This is a genomic window from Ruania rhizosphaerae (genome assembly GCF_009805705.1).
GTDB classification, from domain to species: domain Bacteria; phylum Actinomycetota; class Actinomycetes; order Actinomycetales; family Beutenbergiaceae; genus Ruania; species Ruania rhizosphaerae.
Map to the genome: position 1 here is coordinate 36717 of NZ_VSMB01000009.1, position 19386 is coordinate 56102.

Genomic DNA, 19386 nt, shown 5'->3' on the forward strand with positions numbered 1-19386 from the left:
AACGTCGCCCCGGGCGGCGCGCGTGTTCTGGCGCACAGCAGTGGTCACGGGTGCACTGATGCCCGACGACGGCCCGAGCATCGCCCGAGGTCGTACAGTCCGGCGGCAGCCAGAACCAGCGCGAGTCCGCTCACCGCGGTGCGAGCAGCGTTCGCCACCTGCCACGGTGGAGAGTAGGTGTCCCACATCTGCTGTGCTGCATCGCGGCTCTCCGGTACCGGCGCTGTCGCGAGCGTCTCGTTCATCGGCACGTTGACCGCCATGGTCAGGCCCAGTCCGCCGATCAAGTACAGCAGCGCCGCCGCGCCGAACCACCTACCGCGAGCGCCGGCCCGGTGGGCACTGAGCGCCGCCACCGCCAGCACGGCCGGGGTGCCAAAGAAGACGGGGGCGAAGACGGCATTGCGCACCGAAGCGTTCATGGCTCGCATCGCCTCGATCGCCACGTGTGGGTCGGCCGTGTCCAGGCCCCACATCGTTGAGCATGTCCACGCGTAGAAGAAGCCGAAGATCGCCGCCGTGAAGGTGGTGGCGATGATGGCGGTGCCAAGCGTGAGCGGACCGATCGTGCGGGACCGCGGTGGATTCGTGTGGGGCTGTCGTGCCCGGATGGTGGGCTGCGGATCGGTCGCCGTCATAGGTGCACTCCTGGCTAGGTGGGATGACTGCCTAGATCCGAACCGGACGGTTCGATTTATGGATGGTACACGTACTATCAGGTACGTTTCTACGGTTGGATGAACAGATGACCCGACGCGGACGACTCCCGGCCGAGCAGCGCGCGGCCAGGGAGCACGCCATCCTTGACGCCGCGGTCGACGAGCTTGTCGCCGTCGGGGTGGAACACCTCACCATGCAGGCTGTCGCCGTCCGGGCGCGGGCGTCCAAGGAGACGCTCTATCGATGGTTCGCCGACCGTGACGGCCTGCTCCGAGCCGTGATCGAGCGAGCGGCCGATCAGTCTGCGACGCGGGTGATGACTGCGTTCGAGGAACCCCTTCCGGAGGGCCCAGAGGCGGCCCGGCGCGCGGCCCAGGAGGTGCTGACCGAGTACGGCACGGCTCTGCTCCGCCTGCTCACCGGTGAGCCGTCGCTCGCGCTCAACCGTGCTGCGATGGCAACACCTGCGCTGCGAGCCGTGCTGCTCGAGTCCGGGCGGAGGCGCATCGGGCCCGTCGTGGAGTCCGCGCTCACCCGCCTGGATTCGGCCGGGCTGCTCGACCTGACCCGTCTGGGTGGACCCGCCCGGGCGTTCGAGATCCTCTACGGGCTGATCGTCCGCGACATTCAGATCCGCGTCCTGCTCGGTGACGTGCCGCCAGCAGAACCCGAGTGCGTGGACCGGGCGAGGACCGCCGTCGGGCTGTTCTGGCAGTTGGCCGAATGTCCGCAGCCGGGAGCGGGCGAGGGCGGAATGTCAGAGGGTTGGCGATAGCATCACCGAGGTGGCCAGCACGGATGAGGAGTACGCCGCGGAGCAACTGACGCGGCAACTCTCGCGCGCCGTCGGAGCCGCGACCGCCAAGGCCCTGGGTGCTCTGAACATTCGGTCCATCGATGATCTGCTGCGTCACTATCCGCGCCGCTACCTCCATCGCGGCAAGTACACTCGGCTCGCGGACCTCGTTCCCGGGGAGCATGCCACCGTGATGGCTGAGGTGGCCGACATCGACAGCCGCCCCGCCCGCAACCGTCGCCTGCACATCGTGACTGTGACCATTACCGACGGCAGCACCCGCCTACCGCTGACGTTCTTCGCCCGTAACGCCGGTATGGCCACTCACCTGCGACGCCAGCTCCCGATCGGCGCCTCGGCGATGTTCTCGGGACAGGTCTCCCTCTACCGCGGGGAACTTCAGCTCACCCACCCCGAGTACGAACCGTTGGATGACTCCGCGGATGAGTCGCTCGTGCAGGCTCATGTGAATCGTCCGGTTCCGGTGTACCCGGCGACTGCGAAGCTCCCGAGCTGGAAGATCGCCAAGGCGGTCCGGATGGTGCTGGACCCGATGAACGAGGCCGACACCGCCGAGTGGCTGCCTGCCGAGATTGTCGAGAGCCGGAGCCTCCCCTCGGCCGGCGCCGCGCTGCGAATGATCCACCGACCCACGGTGGATGAGGAGTGGAAACAGGCACAGCGTCGCTACCGCTACGAGGAGGCGTTCATCCTGCAGACGGCCCTCGCACGCCGTCGCGCCGATGTCGCCGCCTACGACGCCACCCCACGGCCGGCTCGAGCGGACGGCCTCGTGGACGCCCTCGATGCGCAACTCCCGTTCGAGCTGACCAGCGGTCAGCGGGCAGTGGCCGAGGAGATCAGCACCGATCTCGCCGGTGCCGAACCCATGCAGCGGCTGCTGCAGGGTGAGGTGGGATCCGGCAAGACGGTCGTCGCACTGCGGGCGATGCTGCAGGTGATCGACGCCGGAGGGCAGGCCGCGCTGCTCGCCCCCACCGAGGTGCTCGCCCAGCAGCACCAGCGATCGATCACCGCGATGCTCGGCCCACTGGGGGAGGCGGGCATGCTGGGCGGCGCCGCGAACGGCACCCGGGTGGCGCTGCTGACCGGTTCGATGGGTGCCACTGCGCGGCGGCAGGCGCTCGCTGATGCCGCCTCGGGCGCGGCAGGCATCGTGATCGGTACGCACGCGCTGCTCTCCCAGCATGTCCAGTTCGCCGACCTGGGGCTGACGGTCGTGGACGAGCAGCACCGCTTCGGTGTGGAGCAGCGGGACGCGCTGCGTTCCAAGGGACGCACGATGCCGCACCAACTGTTCCTCACCGCCACCCCGATCCCACGGTCTGTCGCGATGACGTTCTTCGGGGACGTGGACGTCTCGACCCTTCGCCAGATCCCGGAGGGCCGGCCCGGGGTGGAGACCTTCGCCGTCCCTGCCGACAAGCCCCGCTGGCTCACCCGCACCTGGGAGAAGGTGGCCGAGGACGTCGACCGCGGCGGGAGGGCGTACGTGGTGGCGCCCCGGATCAGTTCCTCGACTCCGGAGGACGACGACGCCCCGGCACCGGTCACCGAACTGCGGGCCACGGACGCTGTGGCAGGCGGTGACCTGGCGAATGTGGAGGACACCTTCGCGACGTTGAGCCGCGATCCCAGCCTGGCGGGTGTCTCGCTGGGGATGATGCACGGCCGGCTCCCCGCCGAGGAGAAGGACCGGGCAATGGCCGACTTCGCGGCGGGCCGTACCCCGGTGCTCGTGACCACGACCGTGATCGAGGTGGGGGTGGACGTGCCGGAGGCCACCGTGATGGTGATCCTCGACGCCGACCGGTTCGGTATTTCCCAGCTGCATCAGCTGCGAGGGCGCGTGGGCCGCGGAACCACGGCCGGTACCTGCCTGCTGGTCAGTGCGGCTCAGCCAGGCACACCCGCGTGGCAGCGGCTGCAGGCTCTGGTCGAGACCACCGACGGGTTCGTCCTCGCGGAGAAGGACCTGGAGCAGCGGCGCGAGGGAGACGTCCTCGGTGCCGCCCAGTCCGGGCGCGGGAACTCCCTGACGATGTTGCGGGTGGTTCGCGACCGGGATCTCATCGAGCAGGCCCGCGACGATGCCCGCACCTTGATCGCCAACGACCCGAATCTGGTGGGCCACCCCGAGGTGCTGCTCGCTGTCACCCGTCTCGTCGACCCCGACCACGAGGAGTATCTCGATCGTGCCTAAGCGCAAATCTTCGACGCCGCCCCTGGTCCGCGCCTCCTCGGTCAGCGTCGGGTACGGCTCAACGATCGACAGCGCCGTCTGCCCGCCCATCAGCGTGGACCTGCCCGCTGGGGGAGGGCTGGCGATCGTCGGCTCCAACGGCACCGGCAAGTCGACATTCCTGCGCGCCGCCGCCGGTCTCCTCGACCTGCTCGGCGGCTCGATCCAGGTGCTCGGCCGGCCGGTGGACGAACGCACGCAGCAGTTCCGTGCTCAGGTGGCAGTGGTGCTGGACGAGGATTCTTACTTGCCGGCCCTCACGGTGCGCGAGCACCTGCTGCTGACCGCGCGTGGGCACGGTATGAGCGAAGTGACCGCCCGCGTCAACGAGGCGATCGAGGAGTTCGGTCTGACCGCGCGCCAGAACGCCGCCCCGACAGCCCTCTCCTCCGGTCAGCGGCGACGTTTACTGCTGGCGGCCGCCTTCGTCCGGCCCCGCACCCTGTTGGTGCTCGATGAACCGGAGCAGCGCCTGGACTCCGGGATGCGGGACCGGCTCGCCGAACGACTGAAGCTCGAGCGATCCCAGGGCGGGGGCGTGGTGATGGCCACGCACGACCCGGTGCTGGTGCGCGAGGTTGCCTCAAAGGTTGTCGTGCTCGCCGAGGATGAGGTGCGGGTGGTCTCGGCCGAGGCCGGCGCGCAGGCGATCGAGGCGCTGTGAGCGAGCCGATCACCCCCGGGCGCCTCCACCCCGAGCAAGCCGACCCCGAAGACTGGCCCACCGGTCGTCAGCTGCGCCGCCTCACCCGCGACGCCACCGAGGCGCACACCGGTGGCAGCTTCATGGAGGCGATCGCCGAGGTCTACTCGGTGCTGTTCTCGATGGTGATCGCCCTGGCCGTGGCGCTCGGCGCGGTGCAGGCACTCAATGCCACGCTCTCCACCGGGCCCGAGCAGGCGACCCTGGACCCGACCTGGCTCTCGATCGTCGCAACGCTGATCGTCGTCGGTGGCATCATCGGCCTGGCCGCGCGGCTGGGCCCGATCGGCATGGGTGGCGGGCGCGCCACCTGGTGGTTGACCGCCCCGGCAGACCGCCGCGGGTTGTTGCGGCCACGGTTCGTGCTCGTGCCCGTGCTGGGTGGCAGCGTGGGTGCGGCCGGGGGAGCACTCGCGTTGTTCCTCGCCGACGGCACCGGCACCCAGATCCTGTGGGGTGTCGGCGCGTTCGCGGCCGGGGGAGCGCTGCTGGCGATGGCCACCACCGCCGGGCAGGTGCTGCGCGGCAACCGGAAGGAGCGACGGGTCCGGCCCGCTGTCCTCATCGGGGATCTACTCATGGCCGCCGGCCCGGTGGTGGGCATCGCCGTGGCCCTCCTTCGACCGCCGGCCCCGCAGGTGCAGAACTTCACCGCCTGGCCGGTGCTGGTGGCAATCCTTGCCGGACTTGCCGTGGTGCTCGTGTGGTGGGCCGAACGCAACCTGGAGAAGATCGCCGGCCGGGAACTGCGCGCTCGCGGTGCCGTGAGCGCCTATGCCGGCGGTGCCGTCACCTCGATGGACACCCGCGAGCTGGGACGGGCCCTCAGCGTGGTCACCGCTCCCGATTCGCGACGGCGCTCGGCCAGTTTCCCGTGGGTGCGCGGCCCGGTCTCGGCGATCGTGACGGGCGACGCGACCGTGTTCTGGCGCTCGCCGCGACACGTCATCCAGGTGTTCGTGGCAGCGAGCCTCGGGCTGCTGCCAGTGCTCGCGGGCTGGCCGATCTGGCTGAACCTGGCCTCACTGGTGGTCGGAGGGTACCTGGCGGCGATGGCCACCGGTGAAGGTGCTCGGCGGGCTGAGATGGCGCCGGTGCTGGATCGTCACTTCCCGATCTCGGCCTTCGATGTGCGTAAGGCGCGAGCGATCGTTCCGCTGACGGTGATGATCCTGTGGTGCGTGCCGATCTTCGGGCTGTGGGGCGCCGCGCACGGGCACCTGGTCGGGTGGCTGATCTTCGGGCTGCTGTGCGCACCGACGTTCGCCGCCGGGGTCATCCGTGCCGCCTACCGCAAGCCACCGGACTGGAACAAGCCGCTCGTGAACGGCCCGGCCGGTCCGGTGGCCCCCGGGGTGATGCTCGCCTTCGCTCGCGGCCCGGACCTGGTGGTGCTGGCATTGATCCCGCTGGTGATCGCGGCAATCGCGATCGGTCCGGTGCCGATCCTGATGATGCTGCAGCTGAGCACCTCCGCGCTCGGATTCTTTGTCGCGACCCGGGTCAAGGATGAGACCAAGCCGAGTTGGATGGAGCAGGCGCAGGCCGAGCAGGAGCGCCAGCAGCGGGAGAAGGCGCGACGCAAGGGCGGCCGGTGACCCGCCTGATCGCCGGAACTGCGGGTGGCCAGCGTCTCGACGTTCCCCCGAAGGGCACGCGGCCCACCAGCGACCGGGTGCGAGAGGCGATCTTCTCCCGGCTCGACCACCTCGGTGTGCTGGACGGAACCCGCGTTCTCGACCTGTATGCCGGTTCGGGCGCCCTGGGACTGGAGGCCGCGAGCAGGGGTGCCGTGCGGGTGACATTGGTGGAGTCCGCACGGGTGGCAGCCGGAATCTGCCGCTCGAACGCCCGGCGAACCGGCCTTGCCGACCGCGTCGATGTGGTGTCAGCCCCGGTCGAGCGGTATGTCGCAGGGCCGGCACCAGCCGTGGGGTACGACGTGGTGCTCATCGACCCCCCGTACGCCGCGGAGGTCGACGAGGTGCTGGCCGCGCTCACTCAACCCGGGTGGCTCGCACCCGACGCCACGATCGTGCTCGAACGATCCGGCCGATCACCCGCACCGGACTGGCCGGATGGCTGGACCGACGACGGTACGAAGTCCTACGGCGAGACCGCCGTCCACTACGCGCTGGTGCCTTGAGGGGTGGCGCCGGGCCGGGGGAGAGCACACCCTGGGTGATGCCGGCCCCCGTCCACGGGCCGAATAATTGACCCCTTCTCGGGTTTCACCCTGAGTTTCGGGCCCGGGGAGCGGTCGCCGCTGGGTCGGCCCGCTTCGCGGGTCGATTATTCGGCCCCTTGTTGGGTTTGACCCTGAGTTTCAGGCCCGGGGAGCGCTGGTGGGTTGGTCAGCTGTAGTCCGCGGGTCGATTATTCGGCCCCTTCTCAGGGGCGACCCTGACTATCGGGCCCGCGGAGCTATCGGGCTCGTGTGGCGTGGTGACGGGCCAGGTGTGAATTCGGCGCCGGTCAGCGGGTCCAGGGAGCGCCGAGCTCGGAGAACGTCGCCAGCTCGGTTGCTACCCGTCGGCACCAGTCGTCGACCCCGTGGATCACCCGGTAGGAGTCGGGGCCCTCGCCGACCTGGGTGAAGCAGTCGTCCGGCACCTGCGTGGGGTCCGGAGCGGTGCGGACCGCTTCGAGCACGCGCATGAACGCACCGGTGTCGCGCACGTCCGCCAGCAACGGAGCGCCGTGCTCCAGGTGATCGAGGAGGTTCACGAACAGGCCGGTGCGCCCGACTTCCTCGGTCTCCTCGCCGGCAGCGGTGCGGACCACCAGCACGTCCGTGGTGTAGCGGAACTCGATCGTTCCCTCCGAGCCGTGCACCAGCACCCGCGGCTTGGTGTCCGGCTCTTCCGCCGCCAGCGTCAGGCCCAGGGCGATCGGGGTGCCCTTCGTCGTGAGCAACCGGACGGCGGAGGTGTCGTCGGCCTCGATGTCGTTGGCGTGGTACAGGTCGACCACCACCTCGGCCACGTCCTCTGCCCGGGACGAGCCATCGATCCGCAGGGCTGACGCGATCGAGTGTGCCAGCGGGTTGGTCACCGCACCGTCGACCACCTCGACACCGTCCAGACGGCGCTGCCCGGCCCACCGGGAGCGGTCATAGTAGCTGCGCGCCCGGCGCCATAGGCCCAGGCCGCCGATGCCACGCACCTCGCCGATCCGGCCGGAGGTGACGATCTCGGCGATCCGCTCGAAGGCGTGCGAGCCGAAGCTCTGGAATCCGATCTGGACGGCTCTGCCGGTATCATCGCTGACCTGCACGAGCCTCTCGAACTCCGCCAGCGAGGCCGTCGTCGGCTTCTCCAGCAGCACGTGCGCACCGGCGCGCATGGCCCGCTCGGCGAGCGGCAGATGTGTGTGGATCGGGGTGGCGAGCGTGACCACATCTGGGGTCACCTCGGCGAGCAGAGCATCGAGGTCGGAGTAGACCGCGGTGCCCTCGGGGAGGTTCCGCGCGCCCTCTCCGCCACGGGGGTCGGCCACCCCGACCAGACGTGCCCGGCCGGCCTCGGCGAGCTCGTTGATCTGGCCCAGGTGCTGAGCGCCGTATCCGTGGAGTCCGACGACGGCGAAGGTGATGGTCACGCGAGCTGCTCCAGTCGTTCGTAGAGGGTGGTGGCTTCGGTGGTGCTCAGTGCCCGGTCGGCGAGCACGGCCCACAGGTGCAGATCCAGGTGCCCGCCGGCGGGGATGACACGCTCGGCGTCCCACGCAACAGCAGGTCCGGCGCCCACATAGCCGGAGGTCCGCACGAACCACGGCAGGATCGCCTCGCGGGGTTGCCCCAGCAGCAGGCTCACCGGCCCGGTGCTGCGGTCCTGCACCAAGAGCAACCACGGCGAGATGGCGTTGCCGAGCGGATCCGTGCCGTCCGCCACTGTGGCCACCGTGGGGACGTCTTCACCGGAGAGCCGCCAGAACAGCCCGCCATAGCCGGCCCCGACCCGGCCACGGGTAGCGGGGGAGCCAATCGTCAGGTCCGCACCGCCGTCGGCGTGCAGCCGCGAGTGCCAGCGCAGCGTCCACACCTCGTGCTCAGGCAGCAGATCGGCCAGAATCTCGCGGTCTTCGGTGAGTACGTGCGAACCAGCACCGTCCACCCATTGCAGCCGCTGGGAGATGCGGTGGTCGCCGGACTCGGTGCTCAGCGGCACCTGCCGGCCGTGGTTGTCGAGCATCTCGTACCCGGTGGGGTGCACGTAGGACTTACCGCCCCAGAACATCGTGCCGTTCACCTCGACCACGGCATTGCTGACGCCGTAGTGATGGGTGTGATCCTCGGGCAGGATCTCGGTGAGCCCGACACCGTCGAGCGTGGTCACCGGGTGCAGGTACGGGCGAGGGGAGAGAGTGCCGGCCATGTCCTGGCCGTCTGCGTACCGGGCGACGTCGCGCGCTCCGATACGCAGCACGGGCTCGCCGTCAGGGGCGCTCACGCTGTGCTCCTTGTTCTGCGGGTACTGGATAGCCACGCCTCGCCTCGCGGCGAAGGCAGCTTGCATGACACCCTATCGGCAAACGCTTACCATCACGTGACCGGACCATCGTCAAAGGAGAGCACGTGTCTGCAGACCATCGCACCGCCGTCGTGATCAGCGGAGCCGGACGCTACGCCGACCCCTGGCACGACTTCGAGGGCACGTCGGCCGCGCTCGGCGAACTGCTGGGCGACCGTGGTTTCGAGGCCCGGGTGCTGCGGACCGGTGAGGTCGAGTCCGCCGACCTGGGCCAGCCTGACCTGATCGTCGTGAATGCCGGCGGTGGCAGCACTCCGGTGGAGGTCTCTGAGGAGGCCGGAGACGTGCGCGCCCGGGACCTGCGCGACGCGGTGCTCGCTGCCGTGGCCGCAGGTGTGCCTGTGCTGGCCACCCACACCGGGTCGAACACGTTCTACGAGCACGATCAGTGGGCCCGGGCCCTCGGTGGCCGGTGGGTACCCAAGCACGAGGTCGAAGCGGGCACGGCGGCGCGTGCCTCCTGGCATCCGAAGCGCGGGCCGGCGCAGGTGCGGGTGAGCCCGGTACAGCACCCCATCACCGCGGGCCTGACCGGGGCGGTGGAGATCGACGACGAGCGCTACACCGACCTGGAAGTCTCCCCGGAGGCGACCGTGCTGCTCGAGCACGACGAGGGCGGCCGCACCCACGCGCTCGTCTGGGTCGCGGACGCAGTCCCCGGCCTGCGAGGCAAGGCGGTCTATGACGCCCTGGGCCACGACGGCGGCGCGGTCCGCGCGCGGGTGCGGACGCTGCTGCTGGACCGGGAGCTGGCCTGGCTGCTGAGCTGACGCGCGCGTGCGCTGCCGCACTGACGTGCGTTGCCCCGAATCGTCGGATCCCTGACGGTGGAGGCGACAGATCGCGGCAACGCGTGGTCCGAGGCTTAGGTCACCGCACCCACGTGCCACGGAATGAACTCGTCCTGACCGAGGTCGAGCTCTTCGCTGACGGTCTCGCGGCCGGAAGCGACCTCGACGATCATCCGGTAGATCTCCTCGCCCACCTCGGTGAGGCTGGCGGTGCCGTCGACAATCCGCCCGCAGTTGAGGTCCATGTCCTCGTGCATGCGTTCGTACATCGGGGTATTCGTGGCCAACTTGATCGAGGGCGCCGGCTTGCACCCGAGCACCGACCCCCGCCCGGTGGTGAAGCACACCACCGTGGCGCCGCCGGCGACCAGGCCGGTCACCGAGACCGGGTCGTAGCCGGGGGTGTCCATGAACGTGAACCCCTTCGCGGCAATCGGCTCGGCGTACTCGTACACGCCGGTCAGTTCGGCCGTACCGCCCTTGGCGACGGCGCCGAGCGACTTCTCGAGGATCGTGGTCAGGCCACCGGCCTTGTTCCCGGGGGAGGGGTTGTTGTCCAGGGTGCCCTCGCCGGCAGCGGTGTAGTCCTTCCACCACTCGATCCGGTCCAGCAGCCGCTGACCGACCTCGGGTGAGACCGCGCGCCGGGTGAGCAGGTGCTCGGCCCCGTACACCTCCGGGGTCTCGGCCAGGGTGGAGGTACCACCGGCCGCCACCAGCAGGTCCGAGGCGTACCCCAGGGCAGGATTGGCCGTGATTCCCGAGTAGCCGTCACTGCCGCCGCAGTTCAGGCCCAGGGTCAGGTGGGCGACGTCGGCCGGTTCCCGCCGCGCCTCGTTCACCCGCGGCATCATCTCCTGGATCTTCTCCACCCCGGCCCGCACGGTGGCCCGGATGCCCCCGAAGTCCTGGATGGTCATGGTCTCCACGTAGGCGCCCTCGGGCAGGCCCAGGCCGTCGACGAGCTGATTCACGGCGATCATCTCGCAGCCGAGCCCCAGCACCAGCAGTCCGCCGAAGTTCGGATGGTTGGCATACCCCCGCAGGGTGCGCAGCAGCATCTGCCCACCCTCGGAGTCCGGCACCAGCCCGCACCCGCTCTGGTGGGTGATCGCCATGACGCCGTCGACGTTCTCGAACTCCTCCAGCCCCGTGTGGCGGAACTGGTCGGCGATCATGTTCGCTGAGCTCGCCGAGCAGTTCACCGAGGTGATCACGCCGATGTAGTTGCGGGTGCCCACCCGTCCGTCGGGTCGGTGGTAGCCGAGGAAGGTGCGCGGCAGGTCACGTCCCTCGGGGAACGTCGGTTGCACCCGCGCGGTCCCGAACTCGTGCTCGCGTTCGTCGAGATCCATCCCGAGGTTGTGCGAGTGCACATGATCCCCGGGAGCGATCGCCGTCGTCGCCCGCCCGATCGACTGCCCGTACTTGAGCACCTGGCCACCCTGGGTGACCGGACGGACGGCCAGCTTGTGACCCCGGGGGATGGGCGCCGTCGTGCGAAACGCCTCCACCCCGGGTAGCGGGATCTCGGCACCGATGGGCAGATCGGCCGTGGCCACAACCACGTGGTCCTCCTCCCGCAGGCGCAGGATGGGCGGCTCGGACGGGGTGGGATCGGCAGACACGCAGAGACCTTCGCTCGCTGATGGGTCGTGATCACCCAGTCTACCCGAGAAACCGGTCTCTCGGGCGGTGTCGTCACGATGGTCGCGCCCCGGGAAGGTAAGTTGGCGGCCGTGACCTCTCGTATCGCCGTGTGCCCCGGATCCTTCGATCCGGTCACCCTCGGGCACCTGGACATCGTGCGCCGCGCGCGTACCCTGTTCGACGAGGTGGTGGTGGCCGTGGGGATCAACTCCGGCAAGGCGCCACTGCTGGACGCCGACACCCGCCTGCGGCTGTTCACCGACGCCGTCGCCGACCAGGCGGGTGTGCGGGTGGTGCGCATGCCCGGCCTGCTCGCCGACCTGTGCCACGAACTCGGGGCCAGCGCCATCGTCAAGGGCCTGCGGGGTGGCGCCGACTACGACGCCGAGCAACCGATGGCCTTGATGAACCGGCATCTGAGCGGTGTGGAGACGGTCTTCGTGACCGGTGCACCCGAACTCGCCCACGTTTCCTCCACCATGGTCAAGGACGTCGCCCGGCACGGGGGCAGCATCAGCGACCTCGTTCCGCCCGCCGTCGACGATGCCGTCCGCACCGCCCTGCACCCGAAAGATGGACACTCATGAGCAAAGCAGCAGAGCAGGGCGAGTCGCTGGTCGCGATCCTCGACGAGCTCGCCGACCTGGTCTCCTCCGCACGCTCGATGCCGATGTCAGCCTCCGTGCTCGTCAACCGCGCTGAAGTGCTCGAGCTGATCGACTCCGCGACCGGCGTGCTGCCTGACCAGATCACCCGCGCGGACTCCGTGGTAGCCGACGCCGACGCCGTGCTGCAGCGCGCGCGGCGTGAAGCCGGCACCATCGTGGAGAAGGCCAAGGAGCGGGCCGACGAGCTGGTCTCCCGGGAGGCCGTGGTGGCAGCAGCGAACGAACGCGCCGAGAAGATCGTGGCTGAGGCGAAGGCCGCGGCCGAGAAGCTCTCCCGCGAGGCCGACGACTACTGCGACCGCCAGCTCGCCCAGTTCGAGATCGACCTGAACTCCATCTCCTCCCAGGTGGCGGCCGGGCGTGCCCGGCTGATGGAGCGCACCCGCGGCCGCAGCGCCGGGGCCGACGAGACCAGCGGCGGGAACGACAAGGAGGCGACCGACTCATGACGCCCTTCCAGATCTCCACCCACGACCTGGGCCGACGGCCCGGATCGATGCGGACCCTCACCCTCGACGTGCCCGTCGCCGAGCAGATGGGCAACGAGGTGATCGCCGTCCGGGCCGGCAGCGAGGTAGCCCTCGATCTGCGGCTGGAAGCCGTGATGGACGGCGTGCTCGTGACTGGCACCGCGCAGGCCGTTGCCGAGGGCGAATGCGTGCGCTGCCTGACGGATGTCTCCCTCGACCTCGACGCGGACATCACCGAGATGTTCGCCTACCCCGGCACGCAGGACGCCAGCGAGATGGGGGAGGACGAGGAGTTGTTGCCCGAGCTCGATGGGGAGACGCTGGACCTCGAACCCACGGTGACGGACGCCGTCGTGCTGGCCCTGCCGTTCCGGCCGCTGTGCCGGCCGGACTGCCCGGGCCTGTGCCCGGACTGCGGCATCCGTCTCGACGAGGCGGAGGAGGGGCACGCACACGAGAACCTGGACCCGCGCTGGTCGGCCCTGGCGGCGCTCGCGGGTGCCGAGGATGCTCCGGATGACGCCCCGGACGAGGAGCCTCAGCAGTGACCGCACGCGCCGTCGACGAACTGGTCGAGGCGCTGGGCATCGAGGTCGATCCCGAGCTGCTCGTCCTGGCCCTCACGCACCGGTCCTTCGCGCACGAGGCCGGCGGTATCCCGACCAACGAGCGGCTGGAGTTCCTCGGCGACTCGGTGCTCGGGGTGATCGTCACCGAGCACCTGTACCGCACCCACCCCGACCGCGCTGAGGGGGACCTGGCGAAGATGCGCGCGGCCACCGTCTCCCAGCGTGCGCTGTCGGTGGTGGCTCGCGAGATGGGGCTGGGGGAGTACCTGCTGCTCGGGCGGGGTGAGCAGACCACCGGCGGGCACGACAAGGACTCCATCCTGTGTGACACGCTCGAAGCCGTGATCGGGGCGGTGTACCTGTGCCACGGGCTCGAACCGACACGCGCGTTCGTGGAGCGGATCGTGGGGGGACGGCTCACCGACGCCGCCGGTCTAGGTGCCGGCCTGGACTGGAAGACCAGCGTGCAGGAGCTCGCGGCCGAGCGTGGCCTGGGCGCCCCGGAGTACCGCATCGAGGCGACCGGCCCGGACCATCAGCGGCACTTCACCTCCACGCTCATGCTCGGCGACCAGTCGTGGGGTGTCGGTGAGGGGTCGGCGAAGAAGATCGCCGAGCAGCGTGCGGCCGAGCAGGCCTACCGGGCCCTCGAAGAGGACACAGCGCCCGACGACGTCGCACACGAGGCGTAGTGCCGGAGCTCCCCGAGGTCGAGACCGTTCGCGCCGGCCTCGCCGACCATGTGCTCGGGCGCCCCGTGACCGGGGTGCGGGTGCTGCGTGAACGTGCCGTGCGCCGTCAGGCAGGGGGAGCTGCGGAGCTCGAAGCCTTGCTGACGGGCCGGACCTTCACAGCCGCCGTGCGGCGCGGAAAGTTCTGCTGGCTCACGCTCGCCGGGCCGGATGGCGAGCCCGAGGACCACGCGTTGCTGGTGCACCTGGGCATGAGCGGTCAGCTGCTGATCTCCGAGGATGCCCGGAGCAACCCGCATCTGCGGGTCCACCTCGAGCTGGCCGGCGGACCTGATCTGTGGTTCGTGGACCAGCGCACCTTCGGCTATCTCACCGTGGCTGATCTCCTGCCCACTCCCGACGGCGGCCCTGGCGGTGATGCAGGCGGCGCACCTGTCGCTGCGCTGCTTCCCGCACCGGTGGCCCATATCGGGCGTGACCTGCTCGATCCCGTGCTGGCCGCGCCCGCCGCCCGGGCGGCACTGAACCGGCGGGTGCGGCGGGGCCGGCGCGGGATCAAGACGGTGTTGCTGGACCAGACCGTGACCGCCGGGATCGGCAACATTTACGCCGACGAGGCGCTGTGGCGGGCGGGCGTGCACTACGCGCGGCCCGCGGACCGGATGCGCCCGGGTACGGTGGCGGCGGTGCTGGACGCCGCCGAGGCAGTGATGCGGCAGGCGCTCGTGGCCGGGGGAACGAGCTTCGATGCGCTGTACGTCAACGTCAACGGTGCCTCGGGCTATTTTGACCGGTCGCTCGCGGTCTACGGCCAGGAGGGGCGTCCCTGCCCGCGATGCGGCACCTCGATCATGCGCGAGGCATTCGCGAATCGGTCGGCGTTCTTCTGCCCGAGGTGTCAGCGCCGTCGCTGAGTTCTCCGTGTGGGGGCGCCTCGCCACTTCCATGCTGGCACCCGACGTCAGTCACTCCGAGTATCGGCCGCGATGCCAGCGGACACGAGGTCGATGCCTCGCACGTGCCGTCGCGTCTCGGTTACGCTGCCGCCGCCGCAGCCTTGAGTACGCTCTCCAGGCGAGGCTGGATCGATTCGGCCATCATCGTGATCTCCTGCGTGCGGACGCCGTTGTTCCGCGCGGCGTCGCGCCAGCCGATCAGCCCTGCGGCGACGTTGCGCATCCTCTCCTGGGCCTGCGTTGCGTTGAGGCTACATTCCTGCGCGAGAGCCAGTAGAGCCTCGGCCTCGTCGGGGTGCGTGTCTGCTCCCATGACCGATGTCGACCTCGCCCGCCACAGGTCCTGGCTCGGGTTCACGTCGAACGTGGGGCTGAGGGTCCAGGAGCCACGGTCGGCGAGGAAGCCGTGGTTGCGCAGATGGTCGTCCGTGTTGCCCAGTGCGACGCCCGCGACCACGCGGTCGAAGAGCTCGTGGTGGTCCGCCCGAGGGGAGAGCGAGAGGTCGCGGATCGCCTCGGCGATCTCGGCGTAGTCGCGGTGCTCGCCGTCGGTCGAGCCCAACGCCGTCATGGCGCTGATGTACCCGATCCTGTGTCCCAGCTCAGTGCGGTCGAACCGGCGCAGGATCAGCACGCTGCGCCCGCCGACGCGGGTGAGCCTTCTGCAGGGCGTCCTGATCCCGGCGGCCTCCATGAGGTCGAGCGCCGTGGCCTCCCAGGCCATGACGTCCCACTGGTCGCTGCCGTGCGGGAACTTCGCAATCGCCAGCGATCCGTCCTCGAGGCGCACCGACGCCTTGGGGCGCGCACCGCCCAGTCCTGTCGTGCCTGTGTCCAGGAGCTGCTTGATCGCCAGGGCGGGATCGATATCGGAGGCGACCTCATCGGCCGCGCGCAGCAGCTCGGGCAGCGACACCAGCTGAGGGACGCTCGACGGCTTCCCCAGGAAGGCATCCTCCCCGGGGAGCCTGAAGCGCAGAGCTCCCTGGCGGGTGTCGTCGCTGACCTCGAGCAGGAAGTCGAGGTCGTCCAGCCGGCGCGGTGCCCGGCCCGCCTCGCGGGCGCGTCGGCGCTCGGCCTTCTCGATGAGGTTCCGGCCCCAGCGGTCCGGGGCGCTGTCGGCGAACGCACGCACGAGCCCTGCCTGATGCTGGGATCCGGACACGAGCGGCAGAGCGGGATCGATGCTCATGCCGCCGTCGGCGAGATAGCCGGCGTCGTACAGGAACGTCGTGGAGATCTGGCCCCGAGTCCGGGTGAAGTGCGCCCGGCCGACCAGCCTGGCATCGTCGCCCTCGAAGACTTCGACGGCGGTCATCGGGCCCTCTTCTTCGTGAGGCTCCCGGCCCGCAGTCGTCCGATGTCGCTGCTGAGCGGATCGATCGCGTCGACGGCCTGGTCGAGCGTGCCGAGAGCGCGCAGGACCTGCATGACGCTGCCGAAGCGCACGCCAGGATCTCCTGTCTCGATCTTGCGCAGGGTGTCGCGCGTGATGTCGGCGCGCTCTGCGACCTGCTGTGCGGTCAGGCCCAGCACCATGCGCCAGCCGTGCACGTGCTCGCCGAACGTGCTGAGTTGACCGTCGATCTTGTACCCGGCCATCGCGACTCCTTTCGTCTATGACGAGGATACACGATCTAACGTATCGATATGGCGAGCAACGTCGTCATATCGTTCCTATTTGATCGCGAGTCGAATGGTGAATCGACTGGCGGTACGTGAATGGCGATCGCACGGCGAGGCGGGCTATGTGACCGGTCGCTCGCGGTCTACGGCCAGGAGGGGGAGCCGTGCCGGCGATGGGGCACCGCGATCGTGCGCGAGGCATTCGCGAACCGGTCGTCGTTCTTCTGCCCGAGGTGTCAGCGGGCGGGCAGACCTCAGGCATGATGGCGTTGGCCGATCCGCTGTCGCGCTCACGCCGTCCGCCAGACTATAGGCTCGTGTGATGGCCATGCCGATCCAGCACCCGCACGCCGTGTTCTCCGGGGCATGGGGCGACACCACGACGGGGGCCTGGTACCCCGCGCAGGCGGTCGTGAGCGCAGGCATCGTCACGCTGTGGATCGGATCGGCGGCGGCCGGCTGGACGCAGCATTTCAGCGTGCCGGCACGGGAGGTCACGGTGAAGTCCGCCGCGCAGCGCATCACGCTGGTCGTCGGCGGTCGAAGCTACCCGATCCTCGCCGACCCGGGTGCGGTGAGCCGCGCCCTCGGCTTCACGAGCATGGGCATCGTCGGCGGGGTCGCCCATCACGGTCATCGCCCGTATCGCTACCGCCGCTACCGCCGCCGCTCCGGTGCTGCCTGGGACGTCGCCCGCGGTGTGAACCAGGCCGCTGCTGCGTACGCCTTCAATGCACGGGGCGGCGGCGAGTTCCTCTCAGCCGTGCGGGCTTCGGGTGCGCGGGTCTCGCGTCTCGGCTACGGCGCGTTGGCCGCCATCGGCTGCGGTGGCGGCGTGCTGGTCGTGTTCCTCGTAGTCGCCATGACGTTGGCGCTCCTCTAGGCAACTCGCTGACGCGAATCAGACCCTGCTCATGCGGGCATCCGGACACATGGAGGAGACGAGGGCGCTCTCGACGGCGATCGGGGAGTTCTCGTGGACATGGCCGAGGATGCCCCGGCGGCGACCTGGTCGCGGGTCCGACACCCAGACTGCCGGACCCGCGGCCACGCCGTCGACGGGAGGTGAATCCGGGCCGGCCGATAGTGCAGTGCCACCGGCCGGCCCAGGTCAGGCGATGATCAGCGATCCACGCGGGCGCTGCCGCCGCCGGCGAGCTTGAGCACCTCGGCCTTGGTGACCATGGTCGTGTCGCCCGGGGTGGTCATGGCCAGGGCGCCGTGCGCTGCCCCGTACTCGACCGCCGTCTGGATGGGCTCGCCCTCCAACAGACCGTAGATGAGGCCGGAGGCGAAGGAGTCACCACCACCGACGCGGTCGAGGATCTCGAGGTGCTCGCGGTGGGTGGCCTCGGCGAAGCCTTCGTCTCGCGACCAGGCGATCGCGCCCCAGTCGTTGTCCGAGGCCGTGTGCACCGTGCGCAGCGTGGTGCCGATCACCTGGAAGTTCTCATACGTCCGCCCGGCTTCGGTGATCATCGCCTTGAAGCTGTCGATCTCCAGGTTGTCGAGGTTGTCCCCGGTGCCCTGGACCTCGAACCCGAGGGAAGCGGTGAAGTCCTCCTCATTGCCGATCATCACGTCGATGAGCGGAGCGATCGCCTTGTTGACCTCCTGGGCCTTGGCCTGGCCACCGATGGTCTTCCACAGGCTCGGCCGGTAGTTGAGGTCGTACGAGACCACGGTGCCGTGCTTCTTGGCTGCCGTGACCGCCTCGATGACGACCTCGGCCGTGGACTCCGAGAGGGCGGCGAAGATGCCGCCGGTGTGCAGCCACCGCACGCCCAGCTCGCCGAACAGGTGGTCCCAGTCCACCTGGCCCGGCTTGATCTGGCTGATGGCGGTGTTGCCCCGGTCGGAGACGCCGACGGCGCCGCGCACGCCGAAGCCCCGCTCGGTGAAGTTCAGGCCGTTGCGCACCTCACGCCCGATGCCGTCGTAGGGCGCCCAGCTGATGAACGAGGTGTCGACGCCACCGGTGAGCATGCAGTCCTCGACCAGCCGGCCGACCTCGTTGTCCGCGAGCGCGGTCACGGCCACGGCACGTTGCCCGAACGCACGGCGCAGACCGCGGGCCACGTTGTACTCACCCCCGCCTTCCCAGACGCGGAACTGGCGGGTGGTGCGGATGCGACCCTCGCCCGGGTCCATGCGGAGCATGATCTCGCCCAGGGAGGCGATGTCGTAGCGGCACTCGGAGGCGGGACGGATGGACAGGCTCATGAAATCCCTCGTCGAATTGGTCGTCAGGTCGGGTCAGGCAGCGGCGAGCGCGACGGCCTCGCGGGTCAGTTCGCTCACACGGTCGAAGTTGCCGGCGGCGATCTCGTCCCGCGGCACCATCCAGGAGCCGCCGACGGCGAGCACGGCACTGACTGCGGTGTACTCGGCCAGGTTCTTGGGGCCGATGCCGCCGGTGGGAACGAAGCGCAGTCCACCGAAGGGGGCGGCGAGGGCCTTGATGGCCTTGGCGCCGCCGGAGGTCTCGGCCGGGAAGAACTTCACGACCTCCAGGCCCTCGGCGAGCGCTGCCTGCACCTCCGTGGCGGTCACTGCGCCCGGGAGGGGGAGGACCCCGCGTTCGATACACCGGCGCACGACGGCCTGCGAGAACCCGGGGGAGACCACATAGGAGGCTCCGGCGTCCACGGCCGCATCGACCTGGTCCGGGGTCAGGACCGTCCCGGCGCCGACCAGCATGTCGCCCCGGGCGCTCATCGCCTTGATCGACTCCACCGCTGCGGCGGTGCGGAACGTCACCTCGGCCACGGGGAGGCCGCCGGCCACGAGCGCCTCGGCGAGCGGGGCGGCGGAGGCGGCGTCGTCGAGTACGACGACGGGAACGAGGCGGGCGGCGCCGATGCGCTCCAGCATCTCGGGGGACTGCACTGTCATGTCTCTCCTTGTGTGACCGGGTGTGCGGTGCTGGGCCACAAACGTTTGCAAACAATCGTGTGGCGGACACGCTAGCATGTGCAACATTCAAGGGACAATGTTCTGCAAGCGTTTG

General features: G+C 69.8%; 21 protein-coding genes. 13 read left to right on the forward strand and 8 right to left on the reverse strand.

Features of this window, described 5'->3' with window-relative positions; genetic code table 11:
- Positions 1-44: 44 nt before the first annotated feature.
- Positions 45-638 carry an anthrone oxygenase family protein gene (locus tag FV560_RS13040; RefSeq protein ID WP_159621989.1) on the reverse strand — a complete coding sequence of 198 codons (594 nt, stop codon included), beginning with the start codon at positions 636-638 and terminating at the stop codon, positions 45-47.
- Positions 639-745: 107 nt separating this feature from the next.
- Here FV560_RS13040 and FV560_RS13045 point away from each other — a divergent pair, with 107 nt between their 5' ends.
- The 5 genes from FV560_RS13045 to rsmD are packed head-to-tail and all read left to right on the forward strand — an operon-like array spanning position 746 to position 6568.
- The gene (locus tag FV560_RS13045) at positions 746-1435 is read left to right on the forward strand and encodes a TetR/AcrR family transcriptional regulator (protein WP_159621990.1); all 690 of its coding nucleotides are present in this window, start codon (positions 746-748) and stop codon (positions 1433-1435) included.
- Positions 1436-1445: 10 nt separating this feature from the next.
- Positions 1446-3680, forward strand: a complete 2235-nt coding sequence (locus FV560_RS13050; RefSeq protein WP_235020115.1) for an ATP-dependent DNA helicase RecG — start codon at positions 1446-1448, stop codon at positions 3678-3680.
- The gene (locus tag FV560_RS13055) at positions 3673-4383 is read left to right on the forward strand and encodes an ABC transporter ATP-binding protein (RefSeq protein ID WP_159621991.1); all 711 of its coding nucleotides are present in this window, start codon (positions 3673-3675) and stop codon (positions 4381-4383) included. Before FV560_RS13050 ends, FV560_RS13055 begins: the two co-directional genes overlap by 8 nt.
- A complete protein-coding gene (locus FV560_RS13060) occupies positions 4380-6020 on the forward strand; it encodes a DUF6297 family protein (protein WP_159621992.1) in 1641 nt (546 codons plus the stop codon). Before FV560_RS13055 ends, FV560_RS13060 begins: the two co-directional genes overlap by 4 nt.
- Positions 6017-6568 carry a 16S rRNA (guanine(966)-N(2))-methyltransferase RsmD gene (gene rsmD, locus FV560_RS13065; protein ID WP_159621993.1) on the forward strand — a complete coding sequence of 184 codons (552 nt, stop codon included), beginning with the start codon at positions 6017-6019 and terminating at the stop codon, positions 6566-6568. The genes FV560_RS13060 and rsmD overlap by 4 nt, the downstream gene beginning before the upstream one ends.
- Positions 6569-6897: 329 nt before the next feature.
- Here rsmD and FV560_RS13070 read toward each other — a convergent pair whose 3' ends face one another.
- Entirely contained in the window at positions 6898-8022 is a 1125-nt protein-coding gene (locus tag FV560_RS13070) for a Gfo/Idh/MocA family protein (protein ID WP_159621994.1), read from the reverse strand.
- Entirely contained in the window at positions 8019-8873 is an 855-nt protein-coding gene (locus tag FV560_RS13075; protein WP_159621995.1) for a DUF6807 domain-containing protein, read from the reverse strand. The genes FV560_RS13070 and FV560_RS13075 overlap by 4 nt, the downstream gene beginning before the upstream one ends.
- A 125-nt stretch (positions 8874-8998) precedes the next feature.
- On the opposite strand from FV560_RS13075, the gene FV560_RS13080 reads away from it, so the two are divergent.
- Positions 8999-9724 carry a ThuA domain-containing protein gene (locus FV560_RS13080; protein ID WP_159621996.1) on the forward strand — a complete coding sequence of 242 codons (726 nt, stop codon included), beginning with the start codon at positions 8999-9001 and terminating at the stop codon, positions 9722-9724.
- Positions 9725-9819: 95 nt separating this feature from the next.
- Here the strand turns inward: FV560_RS13080 and FV560_RS13085 are convergent, their stop codons facing one another.
- Positions 9820-11373: a UxaA family hydrolase gene (locus FV560_RS13085; RefSeq protein WP_200837671.1), complete on the reverse strand. Its 1554-nt coding sequence runs from the start codon at positions 11371-11373 to the stop codon at positions 9820-9822.
- 111 nt (positions 11374-11484) lie between these two features.
- Here FV560_RS13085 and coaD point away from each other — a divergent pair, with 111 nt between their 5' ends.
- From coaD to mutM, 5 genes are read left to right on the forward strand one after another with little or no spacing between them, the layout of a single operon-like run.
- Positions 11485-11982 carry a pantetheine-phosphate adenylyltransferase gene (gene coaD, locus FV560_RS13090; RefSeq protein WP_235020116.1) on the forward strand — a complete coding sequence of 166 codons (498 nt, stop codon included), beginning with the start codon at positions 11485-11487 and terminating at the stop codon, positions 11980-11982.
- The gene (locus tag FV560_RS13095; protein WP_159621998.1) at positions 11979-12512 is read left to right on the forward strand and encodes an ATP synthase subunit B family protein; all 534 of its coding nucleotides are present in this window, start codon (positions 11979-11981) and stop codon (positions 12510-12512) included. Before coaD ends, FV560_RS13095 begins: the two co-directional genes overlap by 4 nt.
- Positions 12509-13081, forward strand: coding sequence for a YceD family protein (locus FV560_RS13100; RefSeq protein ID WP_159621999.1), 573 nt, complete (start codon positions 12509-12511; stop codon positions 13079-13081). Before FV560_RS13095 ends, FV560_RS13100 begins: the two co-directional genes overlap by 4 nt.
- Positions 13078-13794, forward strand: a complete 717-nt coding sequence (rnc, locus tag FV560_RS13105) for a ribonuclease III (protein ID WP_159622000.1) — start codon at positions 13078-13080, stop codon at positions 13792-13794. The genes FV560_RS13100 and rnc overlap by 4 nt, the downstream gene beginning before the upstream one ends.
- On the forward strand, positions 13794-14708 hold the full coding sequence (gene mutM / locus FV560_RS13110) for a bifunctional DNA-formamidopyrimidine glycosylase/DNA-(apurinic or apyrimidinic site) lyase (RefSeq protein ID WP_159622001.1): 915 nt from the start codon (positions 13794-13796) through the stop codon (positions 14706-14708). Before rnc ends, mutM begins: the two co-directional genes overlap by 1 nt.
- A gap of 121 nt (positions 14709-14829) precedes the next feature.
- Here mutM and FV560_RS13115 read toward each other — a convergent pair whose 3' ends face one another.
- Positions 14830-16068, reverse strand: a complete 1239-nt coding sequence (locus FV560_RS13115; RefSeq protein ID WP_159622002.1) for a type II toxin-antitoxin system HipA family toxin — start codon at positions 16066-16068, stop codon at positions 14830-14832.
- Positions 16065-16352: a helix-turn-helix domain-containing protein gene (locus tag FV560_RS13120; protein WP_159622003.1), complete on the reverse strand. Its 288-nt coding sequence runs from the start codon at positions 16350-16352 to the stop codon at positions 16065-16067. Before FV560_RS13120 ends, FV560_RS13115 begins: the two co-directional genes overlap by 4 nt.
- Positions 16353-16472: 120 nt before the next feature.
- Between FV560_RS13120 and FV560_RS13125 the strand changes: the two genes are divergently transcribed.
- Complete coding sequence (locus FV560_RS13125; RefSeq protein ID WP_159622004.1) at positions 16473-16640, forward strand: zinc finger domain-containing protein; 168 nt, start codon at positions 16473-16475, stop codon at positions 16638-16640.
- Between the two features lie 58 nt (positions 16641-16698).
- Entirely contained in the window at positions 16699-17259 is a 561-nt protein-coding gene (locus FV560_RS13130; RefSeq protein ID WP_159622005.1) for a hypothetical protein, read from the forward strand.
- Between the two features lie 239 nt (positions 17260-17498).
- On the opposite strand, the gene FV560_RS13135 is transcribed toward FV560_RS13130, so the two are convergent.
- Complete coding sequence (locus tag FV560_RS13135) at positions 17499-18599, reverse strand: sugar kinase (protein ID WP_159622006.1); 1101 nt, start codon at positions 18597-18599, stop codon at positions 17499-17501.
- A gap of 33 nt (positions 18600-18632) precedes the next feature.
- Positions 18633-19271, reverse strand: coding sequence for a bifunctional 4-hydroxy-2-oxoglutarate aldolase/2-dehydro-3-deoxy-phosphogluconate aldolase (gene eda, locus FV560_RS13140; protein WP_159622007.1), 639 nt, complete (start codon positions 19269-19271; stop codon positions 18633-18635).
- Between the last annotated feature and the right edge of the window lie 115 nt (positions 19272-19386).

What these genes read in the sequence shown, in the direction of transcription:
- eda (WP_159622007.1), bottom strand. Translation starts at nt 19,271, where the DNA reads ATGACAGTGCAGTCCCCCGAGATGCTGGAGCGCATCGGCGCCGCCCGC.
- FV560_RS13120 (WP_159622003.1), bottom strand. Translation starts at nt 16,352, where the DNA reads ATGGCCGGGTACAAGATCGACGGTCAACTCAGCACGTTCGGCGAGCAC.
- FV560_RS13115 (WP_159622002.1), bottom strand. Translation starts at nt 16,068, where the DNA reads ATGACCGCCGTCGAAGTCTTCGAGGGCGACGATGCCAGGCTGGTCGGC.
- FV560_RS13095 (WP_159621998.1), top strand. Translation starts at nt 11,979, where the DNA reads ATGAGCAAAGCAGCAGAGCAGGGCGAGTCGCTGGTCGCGATCCTCGAC.
- FV560_RS13125 (WP_159622004.1), top strand. Translation starts at nt 16,473, where the DNA reads ATGGCGATCGCACGGCGAGGCGGGCTATGTGACCGGTCGCTCGCGGTC.
- FV560_RS13045 (WP_159621990.1), top strand. Translation starts at nt 746, where the DNA reads ATGACCCGACGCGGACGACTCCCGGCCGAGCAGCGCGCGGCCAGGGAG.
- FV560_RS13100 (WP_159621999.1), top strand. Translation starts at nt 12,509, where the DNA reads ATGACGCCCTTCCAGATCTCCACCCACGACCTGGGCCGACGGCCCGGA.
- FV560_RS13135 (WP_159622006.1), bottom strand. Translation starts at nt 18,599, where the DNA reads ATGAGCCTGTCCATCCGTCCCGCCTCCGAGTGCCGCTACGACATCGCC.
- FV560_RS13130 (WP_159622005.1), top strand. Translation starts at nt 16,699, where the DNA reads ATGGCCATGCCGATCCAGCACCCGCACGCCGTGTTCTCCGGGGCATGG.
- FV560_RS13040 (WP_159621989.1), bottom strand. Translation starts at nt 638, where the DNA reads ATGACGGCGACCGATCCGCAGCCCACCATCCGGGCACGACAGCCCCAC.